Genomic DNA, 16,169 nt, shown 5'->3' on the forward strand with positions numbered 1-16,169 from the left:
CGCTCGCGGCCCGGCGGGTGGGCCGGGCCTGCGCACCGGCCGGCGCGGACCCCCGTAGGGTCGGTGGGAGGACCGCGACGAGACAGGAGGATCCACCCGTGCCGTTCTTCCTCGCCCGCCTGGTCCGCCGGCTGGGCAGCGCCCGGGCCTGGGGGCTGCCCCTGCTGATCATCGTCACGGTCTTCCTCACCAGCTGGCCGCTGATGGCCTGGGCGGAGCCGGCCGAGAACCCGATCGCCGCCGTGGAGAACTACTGGTGGTGGTTCGTGGTCACCGCGTCCACGGTCGGCTACGGCGACTTCTTCCCGACCACCCTCGGCGGCCACCTCGTCGGCGTCTACGTCATCGTCGGGGGCATCGCCACGCTGACGACCCTCTTCACCAAGATCGCCACGGCCATCGAGAACGCGAAGGGACAGCGCATGAAGGGCCAGCTCGACCTCGACCTGTCGGACCACCTCGTGATCCTCGGGTACACGCCCGGACGCACCGAGCGGCTCGTCCAGGAGCTCACCGCGGACGGCGTCCTCCCGATCGCGCTCTGCGCCTGGGACGAGGTGACGGAGAACCCGCTGCCGGACCATCCCGACCACGGCTTCGTCCGCGGCGACCTCGCCGAGGAGACCGTGCTGCGCCGCGCCGGGGTCCACCGCGCGCGCCGGGTGCTCGTCGACGCCCGCGACGACAACGAGGCGCTCACGCTCACCGTGGCCGCGGCCCACCTGAACCACAGCGCCCACGTCGTGGTGACCCTGCGCGACATGGTCCGCGCCCGGAACTTCTCCTACCTCGACCGCAAGGTGCAGTGCGTGCAGTGGCACTCACCGCGGATGGCCACCGAGGAGCTCCAGGACCCCGGCATCGCGGCCGTGTACGCGGACCTGATGACCCACGGCGGCCGCAACACCTACAGCACCCGGCTGCCAGACGCGCTCGCGGGGACGGTCGTCGGGGAGCTCCAGACCGGCATCGGCCGCGGCTTCGACGCGACCCTGCTCGCCGTCCAGCTCGACGGCGCGGTGATCAGCCCCGGCTGGAACTCCCCGCTGCCGGCGGGCGCCGTGCTGTACTACGTGGGCGGGCGCCGGCTCTCGGCGGAGGACATCGTCAGGTCCTGCGCGCGCTGAGGCCCGCCGGACGGCATGCGGCGCGGACCGGGCGGGTCAGCCCCGGCGCCGGAGGAGGGCCCGTCCCGCGGCGACGGCGGCGCCGCCCGCCAGCACCCACGGCCCGGCGACGACGACCGGGTCCAGCCACGTGTGCGAGAGGTCGGCGCGGGTGGAGTCCCGCCGGGACGAGAGGCCGTGCCGGGAGAACTCGCTGAGCACCCCGGTCTCGGTGACGGGGTTGTCCGGGCGCAGGCTCGCGAACGAGACGAGGTGGCTCTCCCACGCGTCGACCCGGTCGGCCGCCAGCAGGATCACCCAGTGCGCGGCCCGGCCCTCGCCGTACCGCCGGTAGGCGTGCCGGCGGAGCACCCCGGAGAGGCCCTTGGGCGGGCAGGAGGTGCCGAAGACGGGGGTGAGCTGCGCGTGCTCGATCGACCGCTCCCGCGGCCACCGCTCCTCCTGGCGCTCCGGGACGTCCCAGTGCGCCCCGGTGGCGCCGGGGTCGTAGCGCAGCTTCGGCACGGAGGGCCGGTCGGCCGGGTCCAGGTCCGCGCCCCAGCCGGGGATGCGGGAGCGCAGCTCCTCGCGGTCCACGGGGCGCTCGGCCTCGCCGGCGGTGTACGGGGTGGAGGTCATGGTCGCAGTGCCCTTCCTCAGGAGGTGCCCGGCACGATGAGCGGCTTGATGCAGCCGTCCAGCTTGGCCGAGAAGATGTGGTAGCCCTCGGCGATGTGCTCCAGGGGGATGCGGTGGGTCACGAGGTCGCTGGGCTTGAGGTAGCCGTTGCGGATGTGCTCGAACAGCCTCGGCCACTGCCGCTTCACGGGGCACTGGTTCATCCGCAGGGTCAGCCCCTTGTTGAGCGCGTCGCCGAACTTCACCGCGCTGAACATCGGCCCGTACGCGCCCATCACCGAGACGGTCCCGCCCTTGCGCACGGAGTCGATCGCCCAGTTCAGCGCGATGGGGGACCCGCCCTGCAGCTTGAGCTTGGCCGAGGTCACGTGCTGGGTGAAGTTGCCGTCCGCCTCGGCCCCCACGGCGTCGATCACGACGTCGGCGCCCAGGTGGTCGGTGGTCCTCTTCATCTCCACCACGATGTCGTCGTGCTCCGCGAAGTTGAACGTCTCGGCGTGGGCGAACTCCCGGGCCTTCTCGAGCCGGTACTCCAGGTGGTCGATCACGATCACCCGGCCCGCGCCCATCAGCCACGCCGACTTCGCGGCGAACAGCCCCACCGGGCCGGCGCCGAGGACGACGACGGTGTCGCCCTCCACGATGTCGCCCAGCTGGGCCCCGAAGTAGCCGGTGGCGAGGGCGTCGGTGAGCAGCACCGCGTCCTCCTCGTCCATCCAGTCCGGGATGATCGAGGGCCCCACGTCCGCGAAGGGCACCCGCACGAACTCGGCCTGGCCGCCGTCGTAGCCCCCGCACGTGTGGGAGTAGCCGTAGATCCCGCCCACCGCGGTGGCGTTCGGGTTCACGTTGTGGCAGTTGGAGTACAGGCCCCGGGCGCAGTACCAGCAGGACCCGCAGTAGACGTTGAACGGCACCATCACCCGGTCACCGGGCTTCAGGTGCTGCACCGAGGAGCCCACCTCGTGGACCACCCCGACGAACTCGTGGCCGAAGGTCGTCCCCACCCGGGTGTCCGGCATCATCCCGTGGTAGAGGTGCAGGTCGGACCCGCAGATCGCCGCGGTCGTCACCCGCACGATCGCGTCGTTGGGATGCTCGATCCGGGGGACGTCCCGTTCCTCCACGCGCACCTTGTAGGGTCCGCGGTACACCATTGCTCGCATCCGGCCCGCCTCGATCAGTAAGCACACTGTTGGTAGAGGCCAGCGTTCCACCGTCCCCGGGCGCGGTCAACCCCCTGCGCGGGACGGGGCCCGGGCGCTCAGTCCGCGCCGGCGGAGCTCGCCCGCTCGCCGCGGTCCCGGCCGGCCCCGGCTCGCGCGGCCCCGGCTCCCACCGCCCCGGCTCGCGCGGCGCCGGCGAGGTCGCCGCTCGAGGGCACGCGCGGGTGGAAGCGGCGGTCGAGCAGCGTGTTGGCCGCCCAGGCCAGCAGATCTCGTTGCCGGACCGGCAGGTCCAGGCACCCGTGCCGGTAGCCCTCGACCTCGAGCTCCCCGGCGGTCCCGCCGAGGGCGAGGTAGCGCACCCAGAGCCGGCGGCCGCCGATGCGCGCGTCCTCGAGCGTCCGGTGCAGCCGGGCGGCCTGTTCCCGGGCCGGGGTCTCGTCCATCGTCGTCCTTCCGTTCGTCGGGGCGGAGGGCACGGTGCCGCTGCTGCGGCCGGCTCCCGCTCCCACGGTAGGAAGGCGTTTCCCGGCGGGGCCACGGTTTTCACAGAGGTACACCATTGTGTCCGAGTGTGGTGCCGCGGCCCGGCCCTGATGGCCGGCCTCGAGGGTCCGGACACCAGGGGCCGGCCCCGATGATCTGCCGCGGCGTCCCGCGGATCCCGGGCCCGGTCTCCGGGCGCCCGGGTCAGGAGGCGACGACCGCCCCGTAGAGCTCCTCGAAGCGGGCGCGGACCGCGGCGTAGTGCCCGGCCCGCTCCGGCTCCGGCGCACGCTCCGGGCCGTAGGGCGGACGGGCCCGCTCGACGTCCGGGGCCAGGGTCTCGAGGGCGAGCAGCGCCGTGCCGCGCAGCGTCGCGCGCTTGAACTCCGCCCGGGCCACGGGCTTGCCGAGGGTGTCGGCGAGGATCTGCATCAGCCCGGGCACGTCCTGGGACGCGCTGCCCGAGGCCACCACGTGCTCCACGCCGCCGGCGACGTCCTCGAGCTCGTCGGCCACGCGCGCGTAGGAGGCGGCCACGCCCTCCAGCACGCCGCGCGCCAGGTCCGCGCCGGTGGCCGCGGCCGTGACGTCGGCCAGCACCGCCCGGGCGCCGCCGGCCCAGCCGGTCGAGCGCTCGCCGGTGAAGAAGGGCAGCACCACCGGGGTGCCCTCGGCGACGTCCGCCACGGCCACGTCCTCGAGCGTGGTGTCCTCCGGCAGGCGCACCGTGCTCCCGAGCCAGCTGATCGCCCGTCCCACGTCGTTGAGGGCCCCGCCCAGCAGGCACCGCCGCGCGTCGACGCGGTAGCACCACAGCCCGCTGGGGACCCGCTCGGGGATCTCGTGCAGCAGCACGCGCGCGGCCCCCGAGGTGGCCGCGGAGACCACCAGGGTCGAGGCGTCGGCCCCGCCCGAGCCCAGGTTGGCGCTGAGCCCGTCGGCCACGGGCGCGAACCAGTGCGCGCCCTCGAGGGCGGGCCAGCGCGGGGCAACGGAGTCCGTGACGTCCGGGATCGGCTCGTGCGGGTCGAGCACGGGGCTGAGCTGCTCGGCGTCCAGGCCGCAGGCCAGCAGCAGCGGTTCGTCCCACCGGCCCGTGCGCCGGTCCAGCAGGCCGGTCCACGCCGCGGTGGCGGTCCCGGCGTGGGCGGTGCCGAGCAGGCGCAGGTGCACGTACTCGCCGAGGGACATCCACCGTCGGGCCCGCTCCCACGTCCGCGGGTCCGTCTCCCGGATCCAGCGCAGGCGCGGGGCGAGGTAGGAGGTGTGCAGACGGGTGCCGGTGCGCTGGAGGGTCGAGGGCTCGTCGAGCTCCGCGCGCAGCGCCGCCAGCTGCTCCGCGCACCGGGAGTCCGCGTAGGTGAAGCAGGGGGTGATCGCTTCGTCGTCGTCGCCGACCCCCACGAGCGAGGACGCGAAGGTGTCCAGGGCCACCCCGGCCACCCGGCCGGCCAGAGCCGGGTCGGCCAGGACGAGGTCCAGGATCCCGGCCAGCTCCTCGGTGACCTGGTCGGGGTCGATCACCGAGGTGCCGTCGGCCCCGGTGCTGAACTCGTGCTCGATCTTGTGCCGGTAGCCGCGCACCGGGGTCCCGGTGGCGTCGTGCAGGCCGCCCCGGCTGCCCGTGGAGCCGACGTCGAGCGCCATCACGAGCGGGTCGACCGCCTCGGCCAGGTCCACGGCGAAGGACGTGCTGTCGTCCGGCCGCGGGGGAGTGGTGTGCTGGCTCATGGGGGAGTCCTCCTTCGGGGCGTGTCCTGCCCCAGTGTAGGAGCGGTCCCCCATGACCACATGGTGAGACAGCCGTCCGGGAAGCGGGACGAGGGTGCGACGGCGCGTATTCTGGGCGGCGGACCTCCGGCGGCCGCCCCGGTCGCGCCGGCCCTCGGCCGGTGCGCGGGGAGTGCGCCCCACCGGCCCCCTCGTCCCAGGACCCGACCAAGGAGACGCAGCCGCGCCATGCCCCACCTCCGCTCCCGCACCTCGACCCACGGCCGGAACATGGCCGGCGCCCGCGCCCTGTGGCGGGCCACCGGCATGGGCGACGACGACTTCGGGAAGCCGATCGTCGCGATCGCCAACTCCTACACGCAGTTCGTGCCGGGCCACGTGCACCTCAAGGACATGGGCGACCTCGTGGCCTCCGCGATCCGGGAGGCCGGGGGCGTGGCCAAGGAGTTCAACACCATCGCGGTCGACGACGGCATCGCGATGGGCCACGACGGCATGCTCTACTCGCTGCCCTCCCGCGACATCATCGCGGACTCCGTGGAGTACATGGTCAACGCCCACCGGGCCGACGCCCTGGTGTGCATCTCCAACTGCGACAAGATCACCCCGGGCATGTTGCTGGCCGCGCTGCGGCTGAACATCCCGGTGGTCTTCGTCTCCGGCGGGCCCATGGAGTCCGGCGAGGCCGTCGAGGGCGTCGTGGAGCACCGCCTGGACCTGGTGGACGCCATGTCCATGGCCGTCGACGAGTCCGTCACCGACGAGCAGCTGGGCCAGATCGAGCGCAACGCCTGCCCCACCTGCGGGTCCTGCTCGGGCATGTTCACCGCCAACTCCATGAACTGCCTCACCGAGGCCCTGGGGCTGTCCCTGCCCGGCAACGGCACCACGCTGGCCACCCAGGTGGCCCGCAAGGAGCTGTTCCTCGAGGCCGGCCGCCGGGTGGTGGACCTGTGCTGCCGCTACTACGAGCAGGACGACGAGTCCGTGCTGCCGCGCAACATCGCCACGAAGGCCGCCTTCGAGAACGCCATGGCCCTGGACATCGCCATGGGCGGGTCCACCAACACGATCCTGCACATCCTCGCCGCCGCCCAGGAGGGCGAGGTGGACTTCACCCTCCCGGACATCGACGCCCTGTCCCGCCGGGTGCCCTGCCTGTGCAAGGTTGCCCCGAACTCCACGAAGTTCCACATCGAGCACGTGCACCGCGCCGGCGGCATCCCCGCCATCCTCGGCGAGCTGCGCCGGGCGGGGCTGCTCAACGAGGACGTGCACACCGTGCACGCCCCGGACCTGGCCACGTGGCTGGACGAGTGGGACATCCGCAGCGGCCGGTCCTCGGAGCGCGCCCGGAAGCTCTTCCACGCCGCCCCCGGCGGCGTGCGCACCACGCAGGCCTTCTCCACCGCCAACGAGTTCGAGTCCCTGGACACCGACGCCGCCGACGGCTGCATCCGCTCCGTGGAGCACGCCTACACGGCGGACGGCGGCCTGGCGATCCTCTACGGCAACATCGCCGAGGACGGGGCCGTGATCAAGACCGCCGGCATCGACGAGGAGCTCTTCCACTTCGTCGGCAAGGCCTTCGTGGTGGAGTCCCAGGACGAGGCCGTGTTCGAGATCCTCTCCAAGAACGTGCAGCCCGGCGACATCGTGGTCATCACCCACGAGGGCCCCAAGGGCGGGCCCGGGATGCAGGAGATGCTCTACCCCACCTCCTACCTCAAGGGCCTCGGCCTGGGCCGGGAGTGCGCGCTGATCACCGACGGCCGCTTCTCCGGAGGCACCTCCGGCCTCTCCATCGGGCACATCTCCCCGGAGGCCGCCGCCGGCGGCGCCGTGGGGCTCATCGAGACCGGCGACGAGATCGAGATCGACGTCGCACAGCGGGTGCTGCGGGTCAACGTCGACGACGCCACGCTCGCCGCCCGGCGCCAGGCCATGGGTCCGGCGCCCTGGTACCCCACCAAGCCGCGGGAGCGGCAGGTCTCCAAGGCCCTGCGTGCCTACGCCTCCATGGTCACCTCCGCGGACAAGGGCGCGGTCCGCGTGATCTGACCCCTCCCGCCCCTCCCCTGCGACCCCGGCCCGGAGGGATGATGAGGGGAGAGGGGGTCGAGACGCCGGTCACGTCCACTAGAGTTCCGTCGGGGCGCGCAACCGCTGCGTCCTGATCGTCCACGCGGGTCCGCAGGGATCCCTGCCGGAGCACCGCGTCGTCACAGTTCGGAGCTGGAATGGAACTCGTCACCGACCTCGTCGGCACCCTCGGCGGCTGGGTGTGGAACGTGGTCTTCGCCATCCTCATCGGAGTGGGCCTGTACCTGACCGTGCGCACCGGAGTGGTGCAGCTGCGGCTCGTCCCGGAGATGTTCCGGGTGCTGGGCGACAAGCCCGGCATGGCCGAGGACGGCAAGAAGGGCATCTCCGCCTTCCGCGCCTTCACCGTCAGCGCCGCGGCCCGCGTGGGCACCGGCAACATCGCCGGCGTCGCGATCGCCATCAGCCTGGGCGGACCGGGCGCCGTCTTCTGGATGTGGGTGATCGCCGGCATCGGCGCGGCCAGCGCCTTCGTGGAGTCCCTGCTGGGCCAGCTCTACAAGATCAAGGCGCCCACCGGCTACGTGGGCGGGCCCGCCTACTACATGGAGCGGGGCATCGGGGCGCGCTGGATGGGCCTGCTCTTCGCGGTGGTCATCACCCTGACCTACGGGTTCGTGTTCAACTCCGTGCAGTCGAACTCGATCGTCGACGCCCTGGGCGGGTCCCTCGGCGTCGACATCGCCGCGGCGGACGCGCTGTGGTTCCGGATCCTCGTCGGCGCCGTGCTCGTGGGCCTGACCGCCGCGATCATCTTCGGCGGGATCCGCCGCATCTCGGCCGTCTCCGAGGTGGTCGTCCCGGTCATGGCCGTGCTCTACGTCCTGCTCGGCCTGCTCGTGGTCGTGCTCAACGTCGGCGAGATCCCGGCCGTCCTCGGCCAGATCCTCGAGGGCGCCTTCGGCATCCGGGAGTTCGTCACCGGCGGGCTGATCGGCGTGATCATCCAGGGCATGAAGCGCGGCCTGTTCTCCAACGAGGCCGGCATGGGCTCGGCCCCCAACGCGGGGGCCACCGCGTCGGTCTCCCACCCGGCCAAGCAGGGCTTCCTGCAGGCGCTCGGCGTCTACTTCGACACCTGGCTGATCTGCTCGATCACGGCGTTCATCGTGCTGCTGTCCGATCCCGAGTTCGGCGGCCGGGAGGGCGCCTCCCTGACCCAGTCCGCGCTGGCCCTGCAGCTGGGCGGCTGGGCGGTGCACTTCCTCACCGTGGCGATCTTCCTGTTCGCCTTCACCTCCGTGATCGGCAACTACTACTACGGCGAGTCCAACATCCGCTTCCTCACCGGCTCGCCCGCGGTGATGACCGCCTACCGCGTGCTCGTGCTGGCGTTCGTCTTCGCCGGCGCCGTTCTAGCCCTGGACCTGGTCTGGTCCATGGCCGACCTCTTCATGGCGGTCATGGCCACGATCAACCTCGTGGCCCTGGTGCTGCTGGCAGGGGTGGCCGTGCGCGTGCTCAAGAACTACGAGGCCCAGCGCAAGCAGGGGCTGGAGCCGGTGTTCCACAGCGGCGACATCCCCGGGCTGTACGGGCTCGGGGCGTGGGACGGCACCGATGTGGTGACCACCCGCGCGTACTGGGACGACATGGCGGCCGAGCGCGTCCGCTGAGCTGGTCCGCTGGGCCGGTCCGGCGCGGGCGCCCCGCATGGTGCCGTCCGCGCCGGACGCTCTACAGTGACAGCATGGAATCTCGAACCCAGATGACCGCCGCGGAGCTCCGGCAGCTCCAGGCCCCGCTCAAGGACCGCTACCGGGCGGAGCCCGAGGCGGCCCGCACGCCCCTGCACTCCCACGGGAACTTCCGGGACCCCGGCCTGACCTGCACGGTGGACACCTGGGCGGGCCCCGTGCGCGGCGGCCCGCACGCCGCCACCGGCGGTGACGGCAGCGACGCCTGCTCCGGGGACATGCTCCTCGACGCGCTCCTGGCCTGCGCCGGGGTGACGCTGCGCAGCGTCGCCACCGCCATGGGCGTGGAGGTGCGCTCGGCCGAGCTGACCGCCGACGGCATGTTCGACGCCCGCGGCACCCTCGGCGTGGACCGGTCCGTGCCCGTCGGGGTGCAGGACGTCGTGGTGACCGCCCGGGTGGACGCCGACCTCGACGACACCGCCCTGGAGCGCCTCGCGCGCGCCACGGAGCGGTACTGCGTGGTCAGCCAGAGCCTGAAGGCCGACGTGCGGTTCGTCCTCGAGCGCGTGTAGCGACCCGCTCCTCGGGACGGGAGCGGCCCCGGAAGCACCAGGCTTCCGGGGCCGCTGCGCGTGCCGGGACAGGACGTCCCGGGGCGCGACCTGCCGGGGCGGGGCCCGTCAGGACAGGACCTGCCGCTTCGCCGAGATGACCCCGGTGTTGAAGCCGGCCAGGTGGAGGCCGCCGTGGAAGCGGGCGTGCTCGATCTTCAGGCAGCGGTCCATCACCACGTCGAGCCCTCCCTCCTCGGCGATCCGGGCGGCCTCCTCGTGCCAGGAGCCCAGCTGCAGCCACAGGGTCTTCGCCCCGACGGCCACGGCGTCGCGCGCCACGTCGGGGAGGTCGTCGTGGCGCCGGAAGGCGTCGACGAGGTCCGGGGTCTCCGGCAGGTCCGCCAGGGACGGGTAGACGGGCCGGCCCATGATCTCCCGCAGCACCGGGTTGACGAAGTACACCCGGTACGGCGAGGAGGACAGCAGGTAGGTGGAGACGAAGTAGGAGGCGCGGGAGGGCTTGTCGGACGCCCCCACGATCGCGATCGACTCCGTGCCGCGCAGCAGCTTCAGCCGCTCGGGGGCGCTCGGCCCCTGCCAGGTGCGGGTCTCGGCGGTCATCGGAGTGCTCCATCGACGGTCGGGGCGGACGCCCGGGCGAGCCCGGTGGCCGCGGAGAGGGCCTGGTCGAGGTCCCAGAGGATGTCCTCGGCGTCCTCGATGCCCACGGAGATGCGGATGAGGTCCTCGGACACCCCGCCCACCTCCAGCTGCTCGGGGCTGAGCTGCTGGTGCGTGGTGGAGGCCGGGTGCAGCACGAGGGTGCGGGCGTCGCCGATGTTGGCGAGGTGGCTGGCCAGCTGCAGGTTCTCGATGAACCGCTCGCCGACCTGCCGCCCGGTGAGCTCACCGGTGGCCGTCACGCCGAACGAGAAGACGGATCCCACGCCCAGCGGCAGGTACTTCCGGGCCCGCTCGTGGTGGGGGTGGTCCGGCAGCCCCGCGTAGTTGACGTAGGAGACTCGCGGGTCCTCCGCGAGCCACTGCGCCACGGCCGCGGCGTTGGCCAGGTGGGCGTCCATGCGCTGCGGCAGCGTCTCGACGCCCTGCAGCAGGTTCCACGCCGACTGCGGGGACAGCGCCGGGCCGATGTCCCGCAGCTGCTCCGAGCGCAGCTTGGTCAGGAAGCCGTACTCGCCGAAGTTCTCCCACCAGGAGACGTTGTTGTAGGAGGCCACGGGCTCGGTCATGGACGGGAAGTTGCCGTTGCCCCAGTCGAAGCGCCCGGACTCCACGACGACGCCGCCCAGCGTGGTGCCGTGGCCGCCCAGGAACTTGGTGGCCGAGTGGATGACGATGTCCGCGCCGTGCTCCATCGGGCGGACCAGGTACGGCGGGGTCATCGTGGCGTCGACCACGAGCGGGACGCCGGCCGCGTGGGCCACGGCTGCCAGGCCCTCGAGATCGGCGACCTCCCCGGAGGGGTTCGCGACGACCTCGGTGTAGACGGCCTTGGTGCTCGGCCGCAGCGCCGCCCGGTAGTCCTCCGGGTCCGTGCCGTGCACGAACGTGGTGTCCACGCCGAAGCGGCGCAGCGTGACGTCGAGCTGGGTGACGGTCCCGCCGTAGAGCTGACCGGCCGCCACGATGTGGTCGCCCGCCTGGGCGAGCGCCGCGAAGGTCAGGAACTCGGCGGCCATCCCCGAGGCGGTGGCCACGGCGCCGATGCCGCCCTCCAGGGACGCGATGCGCTCCTCGAACGCGGCGACGGTGGGGTTGCCGATCCGGGAGTAGATGTTGCCGTACTTCTGCAGGGCGAACAGGTTGGCGGCGTCGTCGGCGTCCTTGAAGACGAACGAGCTGGTCTGGTAGATCGGGACCGCGCGGGCGCCGTGCTCGGCGTCGGGGGTGCCCCCGGCGTGCAGGGCGCGGGTGCGGAACCCGAACTGGTGGTCGGCCATGGGAAGGACTCCTCGTGCGAGTGGTGCCGCTGGTCGGTCCCGGGCGGAGAGGTGTCCCGGCAGGGGTGCCGGGAGTGCGCTGCTCCATCGGTCCTGGCGGTAGCACCGTGCGGTCTGCGACGTCGACCACGGTTGCTGCGGCGTCGACGATCCAGGTCTCTCGGCCGCTCGGGATGGCTGCCCTCCATTCTGCGGCTCCGGGTGCCGGAGCGCCAGCCGGGACCCCGGGGAGACCCCGGCGGACTATGCTCGGCACCAGTCGTGGAGCGCAGCCGCCTCCGCGGTCCCGACGACGCTGCGGAGGAATCCTGTGACCGGCACACGGCAGTACACCATCGACGTCATCGCCGGCGACGGCATCGGCCAGGAGGTCATGCCGGCCGCGCTGCGCTGCGTCGACGCCCTGGCGGACGCGCACGGCTTCACGGTGCGCTGGCGCGAGCGGGACTGGGGCTCGGACCACTACCGGGCGCACGGGAGGATGATGCCGGCCGACGGCATCGAGCAGCTGGCCTCCGGGGACGGCGTCCTGCTCGGCGCGGTCGGCGCCCCGGACATCCCCGACGACGTGACTCTGTGGGGGCTGCTGATCCCGATCCGCCGGGAGTTCCACCAGTACGTCAACCTCCGGCCGATCCGGATCCTGCCCGGCGTCACCTCGCCGCTGCGCGGACTGGACGAGCTGGACCTGGTCGTCGTCCGGGAGAACATCGAGGGGGAGTACTCGGAGGTCGGCGGCCGGCTCTACCGGGGCCGGCCCGAGGAGATGGCCGTCCAGGAGTCCGTGTTCACCCGGGCGGGGGTGACCCGGATCGCCCGCTACGCGGCCGAGCTGGCCCAGCAGCGCTCCGGGCGGCTCGTCTCGGCCACGAAGTCCAACGGGATCATCCACACGATGCCCTTCTGGGACGAGGTCGTGGAGGCGACGGCCGCCGAGTACCAGGGGGTGACGGTCGAGAGGGTGCTCATCGACGCGCTGGCCGCCCGGATGGTGCTCAAGCCGCGCAGCGTCGACGTGGTCGTGGCCTCCAACCTCTTCGGCGACATCCTCTCCGACCTCGCGGCCGGGGCCGCCGGGTCCATCGGGGTGGCGCCCAGCGCCAACCTGAACCCGGAGAAGACCCATCCGTCCATGTTCGAGCCGGTGCACGGCTCCGCGCCCGACATCGCCGGGCAGGGCATCGCGAACCCCGTGGGCACGATGTGGGCCGCCGCCATGATGCTGGACCACCTGGGCGAGGGCGGGGCCGCCCGGCACCTCGAGTCCGCCTTCGAGCAGGCCATGGCCGGCGGCACCCTGACCGGGGACCTGGGCGGCACAGCGAGCACCGAGGAGTTCACGCAGGCCGTGCTGGCCCGCTGCGCCACGGCCCCGTAGCCGCGGGCCCCGGCAGCCCAGGCCGTCCGGCGCAGGGCCGCGCGCCTTGCGGGCCGGGAGTCAGTCCGGCGGATCCCCGGAGCCCGGCGGCGCCGGGCTCCGGGGCGGCTCAGATCACCAGGCCCAGGGCGAAGGGGCCGATGAGCACCGTGAAGAGCGTGATCAGGATGACGCCCACGATGTTGAGCACGATGCCGCCGCGGACCATCTCGGCGATCTTGACCTGGCCGGTGGCGAAGACGATGGCGTTGGGCGGGGTGCCCACCGGGAGCATGAAGGCGCAGGTGGCCGCCAGCGCCGCCGGGATCAGCAGCGTCATGGGGTCCACCCCGATGCCCACCGCGACCCCGCCCAGGATCGGGATGAACGTGGCCGCGGTGGCGGTGTTGGAGGTGATCTCGGTCAGCAGCAGCACGATCGTGACCACCGCCGCGAGCAGCAGGACGATCGGCAGCGCGCCGAGCCCGCTGACCTGCGCGCCGAACCAGGCGTCGAGCCCGGTGCCGGCCACCGCCGCGGCCAGGGACAGGCCGCCGCCGAAGAGCAGCAGCACCCCCCAGGGCAGGCCCTCCTCGGCGTCGTTCCACTCCAGGGTCATGTTGCCCTGCTTGTCCCCGGGCAACAGGAAGAGCAGCACGCCGGCGCCGATGGCCACCACCGTGTCGTCGAAGATCTCCAGCCAGGGCAGCTGCTCGCCGAGGTCGCCGATCCCGGAGAGCAGGCCGGGCACGATCCAGAAGAACGCCGCGGTGACGAACACGGCGAGCACGGTCTTCTCGCCCTTGCTCATGGGACCCAGGGCGGCGATCTCCTCGTCGATGAGCTCCCGGCCCCCGGGCACCTCGGCCAGGTGGAAGCGGAAGATCACCCGGGTGATGAGCAGCCACGCCAGGCCGATGAAGACCACCACGATGGGCACGCCGAGCATCATCCACTGGGCGAAGCCCACGGTGCGGCCAAGCTCGTCGCTGATGTAGCCGGCCACGATCGCGTTGGGCGGGGAGCCCAGCAGGGTGCCGAGGCCGCCGATGGTGGCCGCCCAGGCGATCGCCAGCACCAGGGCCACGCCGAACAGCCGCACGTCGCGGTCGTCGATGACGTCGCTGATGGCCTGGCCGGACCGGATGTCCTCGCCCATCGCCGCCGCCTCGGCGCGGGTGGCGCCCTTGCGGCTGTTCTCGACCACCAGCGTGAGCACGGACAGCCCGATGGGCAGCATCATCAGGGTGGTCGCGGTGTTGGAGACCCACATGGACAGGAAGGCCGTGGAGATCATCAGCCCGAGGATGATCTGCCGCGGGTGGGTGCCGACCCGGCGCAGGGTCAGCAGCGCGATCCGGCGGTGCAGGTTCCACTTCTGCATGGCGATCGCGATCAGGAACCCGCCCAGGAACAGGAACACGATGGGGTTGGCGTAGGGGGCGGTGACCTCGGAGACCTCCAGCGCGGTGAGCACCGGGAACAGCACGATCGGCAGCAGCGAGGTCACCGACAGGGGCATGGACTCGGTCATCCACCACACCGCCATCAGCGTGGCCACCGCGCCCACCACCCGGGCGTCGGCGGAGACGTCCGCTCCGCCCAGCAGGAACCACACCACCAGGGCCAGCAGCAGCCCCAGCCCGCGCAGCAGCCACGTGCGGACCGGCGCCCGGGCGGGCTCGCGGTCCTCCGGCTCGTAGTCGAACTCGCCTTGTTCGGGTATGACGCCCCGGGACTGGTCGCTCACGTGAACCACCTCACACTCCGTCGTGTCGTGCTCGTGAACGTAGCAGTCGAGCCCCGGGGGAACAAGGCGGTCGCGAACGTGTCAGTCGCCGTCCGCGGCCCGCCGCGGGAAGCGGTTGCGCAGGTTCTCCCGCGCCACCGCCGAGAGGTTCTCGACCGGCAGCCCGGCCGGGCAGACCTCCACGCAGTCGCCCAGCAGGGAGCACGGGCCGAACTCGTCCTCGGCCGCGGCGAGCACCTTCGCGGAGCGCTCCCGGCGCTCGGCGTCGTTCGTGGCCAGCGGCGGCAGCTCCCGCAGCATGGTGCCCACGAAGAGCTGCCCCGAGCCGTTGGGGCAGGAGGAGATGCACGCCCCGCAGCTGATGCAGCCGCCGTTGGCCAGCGCCTTCATCGCCACGGGGAACTTGGCCGCCTTGGCCACGCGGCGCAGCGCCTTCTTGTCCACCGAGAGGTCCTGCTTCACGGGCAGGGAGGCCGCCTGCAGCGGCTCGATGCGCACCCGGTCCCCGTCCCGGTAGGCGCCCAGGTGCTGCATGCAGCTGGCGGCGTTGCGCTCGGGGCCGTGCGCCACGCCGTCGACCGTCACCCCGCACTTGCCGCACACGCCCTCCCGGCAGCCGTCGTCGAAGGCGATGGGCTCCTCGCCGGCGGCCTCCCGCTGGGCGTTGATCCGGTCCAGCAGCTCCAGCACGGTCATGTCCGGGTCGGCGTCCGGGACGACGTGGGTCGCGAACCGCCCGGGCTCGTCCGGGGAGGCCTGGCGCCACACGTCCACGGTCAGGGAGAAGGTGCTCACTCGCTCGGGTCCTTGTCGTCGGGGGGTCGTCCGGAAGGGGGTCAGCGGACCGCGCGCGTCAGCACGGCCACCGGGATCGTGGTGTTGCCGACGGCCACCGCGGCGCCGAAGGCGTTGGCGCCGATCCGCAGCCGCCGCTGGGTGCGCCGGTCGGCGCCGGCCCCGATGTCGTTGGCGATCTCCGGGATGCCGTGCACCAGGTGCGCGGCCAGCGCGGCCATCGACACGGCGTACGCGACCGCCACGGGCGGCCGGGACAGGCTCGCGACGAGGTTGGCGTAGGCGCTGCCGTGCGCGAAGTCCCGGGACGCGGCGGGCCGGGTCCCCGTGGTCAGGTCCAGGACGTGGAAGGCGGTGAACAGGCCCAGCACGCCGCCGGTGCTGCGCATCGAGCGCCGGGCCACCTCCCACGGGGAGCGGCGCCGTCCCCGCGGCCGCCGGGGCCGCCGCGGCAGGAGCGTGCCGTTGGCCCGCCAGGCGCGGGCGGTGAGCATCGCGGCGGCCCCCACGTGCACGGCCAGGCTCGCGGTGAGGACCGCGCGCGCCCCCCAGAGCACGGTGCCGCGCGGCAGCACGGGAGCCCCGGCGGTGCGGAGGAACTCGGCGTAGGCGTTGAACTTCTCCTCGCCCTGGTAGACCTTCAGGTTGCCGAGCATGTGCACCAGCACGTAGCCGGAGAACACGGCGCCGGACCCGGCCATCCCCAGCTTGAGATCGGTGCTGGACAGCTCGGGCAGGGCGGCCGGGACGGGGATCCGGGGCAGCTCCGCCAGGGGGCGGCGCCGGTCCGGGGCGGGGGTGGTGGGGGAGGAGCTCACGATGTTCATCCTAGGAGTCCGGCGCGGGGCTGGTCACACGGCTCAACCTGGGGTCATCCGGCT

At 72.9% G+C, this 16,169-nt stretch carries 14 protein-coding genes; 5 read left to right on the forward strand and 9 right to left on the reverse strand.

The features are described 5' to 3' along the window. The first annotated feature begins 98 nt into the window (after window positions 1-98). Window positions 99-1,127, forward strand: a complete 1,029-nt coding sequence (locus PU704_RS01605; RefSeq protein WP_277549852.1) for an ion channel — start codon at window positions 99-101, stop codon at window positions 1,125-1,127. A 36-nt stretch (window positions 1,128-1,163) separates the two neighbouring features. Here the strand turns inward: PU704_RS01605 and PU704_RS01610 are convergent, their stop codons facing one another. The 4 genes from PU704_RS01610 to PU704_RS01625 all read right to left on the reverse strand — a co-directional run bounded on the left by PU704_RS01610 (window position 1,164) and on the right by PU704_RS01625 (window position 5,128). Then, complete coding sequence (locus PU704_RS01610; RefSeq protein ID WP_277549853.1) at window positions 1,164-1,745, reverse strand: hypothetical protein; 582 nt, start codon at window positions 1,743-1,745, stop codon at window positions 1,164-1,166. 17 nt (window positions 1,746-1,762) lie between these two features. Further along, a complete protein-coding gene (locus PU704_RS01615; RefSeq protein WP_277549854.1) occupies window positions 1,763-2,911 on the reverse strand; it encodes a zinc-dependent alcohol dehydrogenase in 1,149 nt (382 codons plus the stop codon). Between the two features lie 98 nt (window positions 2,912-3,009). Next, on the reverse strand, window positions 3,010-3,357 hold the full coding sequence (locus PU704_RS01620; RefSeq protein ID WP_277549855.1) for a hypothetical protein: 348 nt from the start codon (window positions 3,355-3,357) through the stop codon (window positions 3,010-3,012). Window positions 3,358-3,601: 244 nt separating this feature from the next. Then, window positions 3,602-5,128 carry a gluconokinase gene (locus PU704_RS01625; protein WP_277549856.1) on the reverse strand — a complete coding sequence of 509 codons (1,527 nt, stop codon included), beginning with the start codon at window positions 5,126-5,128 and terminating at the stop codon, window positions 3,602-3,604. A 228-nt stretch (window positions 5,129-5,356) separates the two neighbouring features. On the opposite strand from PU704_RS01625, the gene ilvD reads away from it, so the two are divergent. From ilvD to PU704_RS01640, 3 genes are all read left to right on the forward strand, one after another. Beyond that, complete coding sequence (gene ilvD, locus PU704_RS01630) at window positions 5,357-7,189, forward strand: dihydroxy-acid dehydratase (RefSeq protein WP_277549857.1); 1,833 nt, start codon at window positions 5,357-5,359, stop codon at window positions 7,187-7,189. A 179-nt stretch (window positions 7,190-7,368) separates the two neighbouring features. Continuing rightward, window positions 7,369-8,847 (forward strand): alanine/glycine:cation symporter family protein, encoded by a 1,479-nt coding sequence (locus PU704_RS01635; protein ID WP_277549858.1) that lies wholly within the window; start codon window positions 7,369-7,371, stop codon window positions 8,845-8,847. 74 nt (window positions 8,848-8,921) lie between these two features. Further along, a complete protein-coding gene (locus tag PU704_RS01640; RefSeq protein ID WP_203225570.1) occupies window positions 8,922-9,443 on the forward strand; it encodes an OsmC family protein in 522 nt (173 codons plus the stop codon). A gap of 108 nt (window positions 9,444-9,551) precedes the next feature. Here the strand turns inward: PU704_RS01640 and PU704_RS01645 are convergent, their stop codons facing one another. Together PU704_RS01645 and PU704_RS01650 are read right to left on the reverse strand one after the other, a co-directional pair. Beyond that, window positions 9,552-10,046: a CoA-binding protein gene (locus PU704_RS01645; RefSeq protein ID WP_277549859.1), complete on the reverse strand. Its 495-nt coding sequence runs from the start codon at window positions 10,044-10,046 to the stop codon at window positions 9,552-9,554. Continuing rightward, on the reverse strand, window positions 10,043-11,386 hold the full coding sequence (locus PU704_RS01650; RefSeq protein WP_277549860.1) for an O-acetylhomoserine aminocarboxypropyltransferase/cysteine synthase family protein: 1,344 nt from the start codon (window positions 11,384-11,386) through the stop codon (window positions 10,043-10,045). The genes PU704_RS01645 and PU704_RS01650 overlap by 4 nt, the downstream gene beginning before the upstream one ends. A gap of 310 nt (window positions 11,387-11,696) precedes the next feature. Here PU704_RS01650 and PU704_RS01655 point away from each other — a divergent pair, with 310 nt between their 5' ends. Further along, the gene (locus tag PU704_RS01655; protein ID WP_277549861.1) at window positions 11,697-12,764 is read left to right on the forward strand and encodes a tartrate dehydrogenase; all 1,068 of its coding nucleotides are present in this window, start codon (window positions 11,697-11,699) and stop codon (window positions 12,762-12,764) included. A gap of 109 nt (window positions 12,765-12,873) precedes the next feature. Here PU704_RS01655 and PU704_RS01660 read toward each other — a convergent pair whose 3' ends face one another. The 3 genes from PU704_RS01660 to PU704_RS01670 all read right to left on the reverse strand — a co-directional run bounded on the left by PU704_RS01660 (window position 12,874) and on the right by PU704_RS01670 (window position 16,115). After that, on the reverse strand, window positions 12,874-14,493 hold the full coding sequence (locus tag PU704_RS01660) for an SLC13 family permease (protein WP_277549862.1): 1,620 nt from the start codon (window positions 14,491-14,493) through the stop codon (window positions 12,874-12,876). Between the two features lie 81 nt (window positions 14,494-14,574). Then, window positions 14,575-15,288 carry a 2Fe-2S iron-sulfur cluster-binding protein gene (locus PU704_RS01665; RefSeq protein WP_047802816.1) on the reverse strand — a complete coding sequence of 238 codons (714 nt, stop codon included), beginning with the start codon at window positions 15,286-15,288 and terminating at the stop codon, window positions 14,575-14,577. A 41-nt stretch (window positions 15,289-15,329) separates the two neighbouring features. Continuing rightward, entirely contained in the window at window positions 15,330-16,115 is a 786-nt protein-coding gene (locus PU704_RS01670) for a succinate dehydrogenase cytochrome b subunit (RefSeq protein WP_380112850.1), read from the reverse strand. Window positions 16,116-16,169 lie beyond the last annotated feature (54 nt).

This window comes from Kocuria oceani, from assembly GCF_029524215.1.
Lineage (GTDB): Bacteria > Actinomycetota > Actinomycetes > Actinomycetales > Micrococcaceae > Kocuria > Kocuria oceani.

What these genes read in the sequence shown, in the direction of transcription:
- PU704_RS01610 (WP_277549853.1), bottom strand. Translation starts at nt 1,745, where the DNA reads ATGACCTCCACCCCGTACACCGCCGGCGAGGCCGAGCGCCCCGTGGAC.
- PU704_RS01615 (WP_277549854.1), bottom strand. Translation starts at nt 2,911, where the DNA reads ATGCGAGCAATGGTGTACCGCGGACCCTACAAGGTGCGCGTGGAGGAA.
- PU704_RS01620 (WP_277549855.1), bottom strand. Translation starts at nt 3,357, where the DNA reads ATGGACGAGACCCCGGCCCGGGAACAGGCCGCCCGGCTGCACCGGACG.
- PU704_RS01625 (WP_277549856.1), bottom strand. Translation starts at nt 5,128, where the DNA reads ATGAGCCAGCACACCACTCCCCCGCGGCCGGACGACAGCACGTCCTTC.
- ilvD (WP_277549857.1), top strand. Translation starts at nt 5,357, where the DNA reads ATGCCCCACCTCCGCTCCCGCACCTCGACCCACGGCCGGAACATGGCC.
- PU704_RS01635 (WP_277549858.1), top strand. Translation starts at nt 7,369, where the DNA reads ATGGAACTCGTCACCGACCTCGTCGGCACCCTCGGCGGCTGGGTGTGG.
- PU704_RS01640 (WP_203225570.1), top strand. Translation starts at nt 8,922, where the DNA reads ATGGAATCTCGAACCCAGATGACCGCCGCGGAGCTCCGGCAGCTCCAG.
- PU704_RS01645 (WP_277549859.1), bottom strand. Translation starts at nt 10,046, where the DNA reads ATGACCGCCGAGACCCGCACCTGGCAGGGGCCGAGCGCCCCCGAGCGG.
- PU704_RS01650 (WP_277549860.1), bottom strand. Translation starts at nt 11,386, where the DNA reads ATGGCCGACCACCAGTTCGGGTTCCGCACCCGCGCCCTGCACGCCGGG.
- PU704_RS01670 (WP_380112850.1), bottom strand. Translation starts at nt 16,115, where the DNA reads ATGAACATCGTGAGCTCCTCCCCCACCACCCCCGCCCCGGACCGGCGC.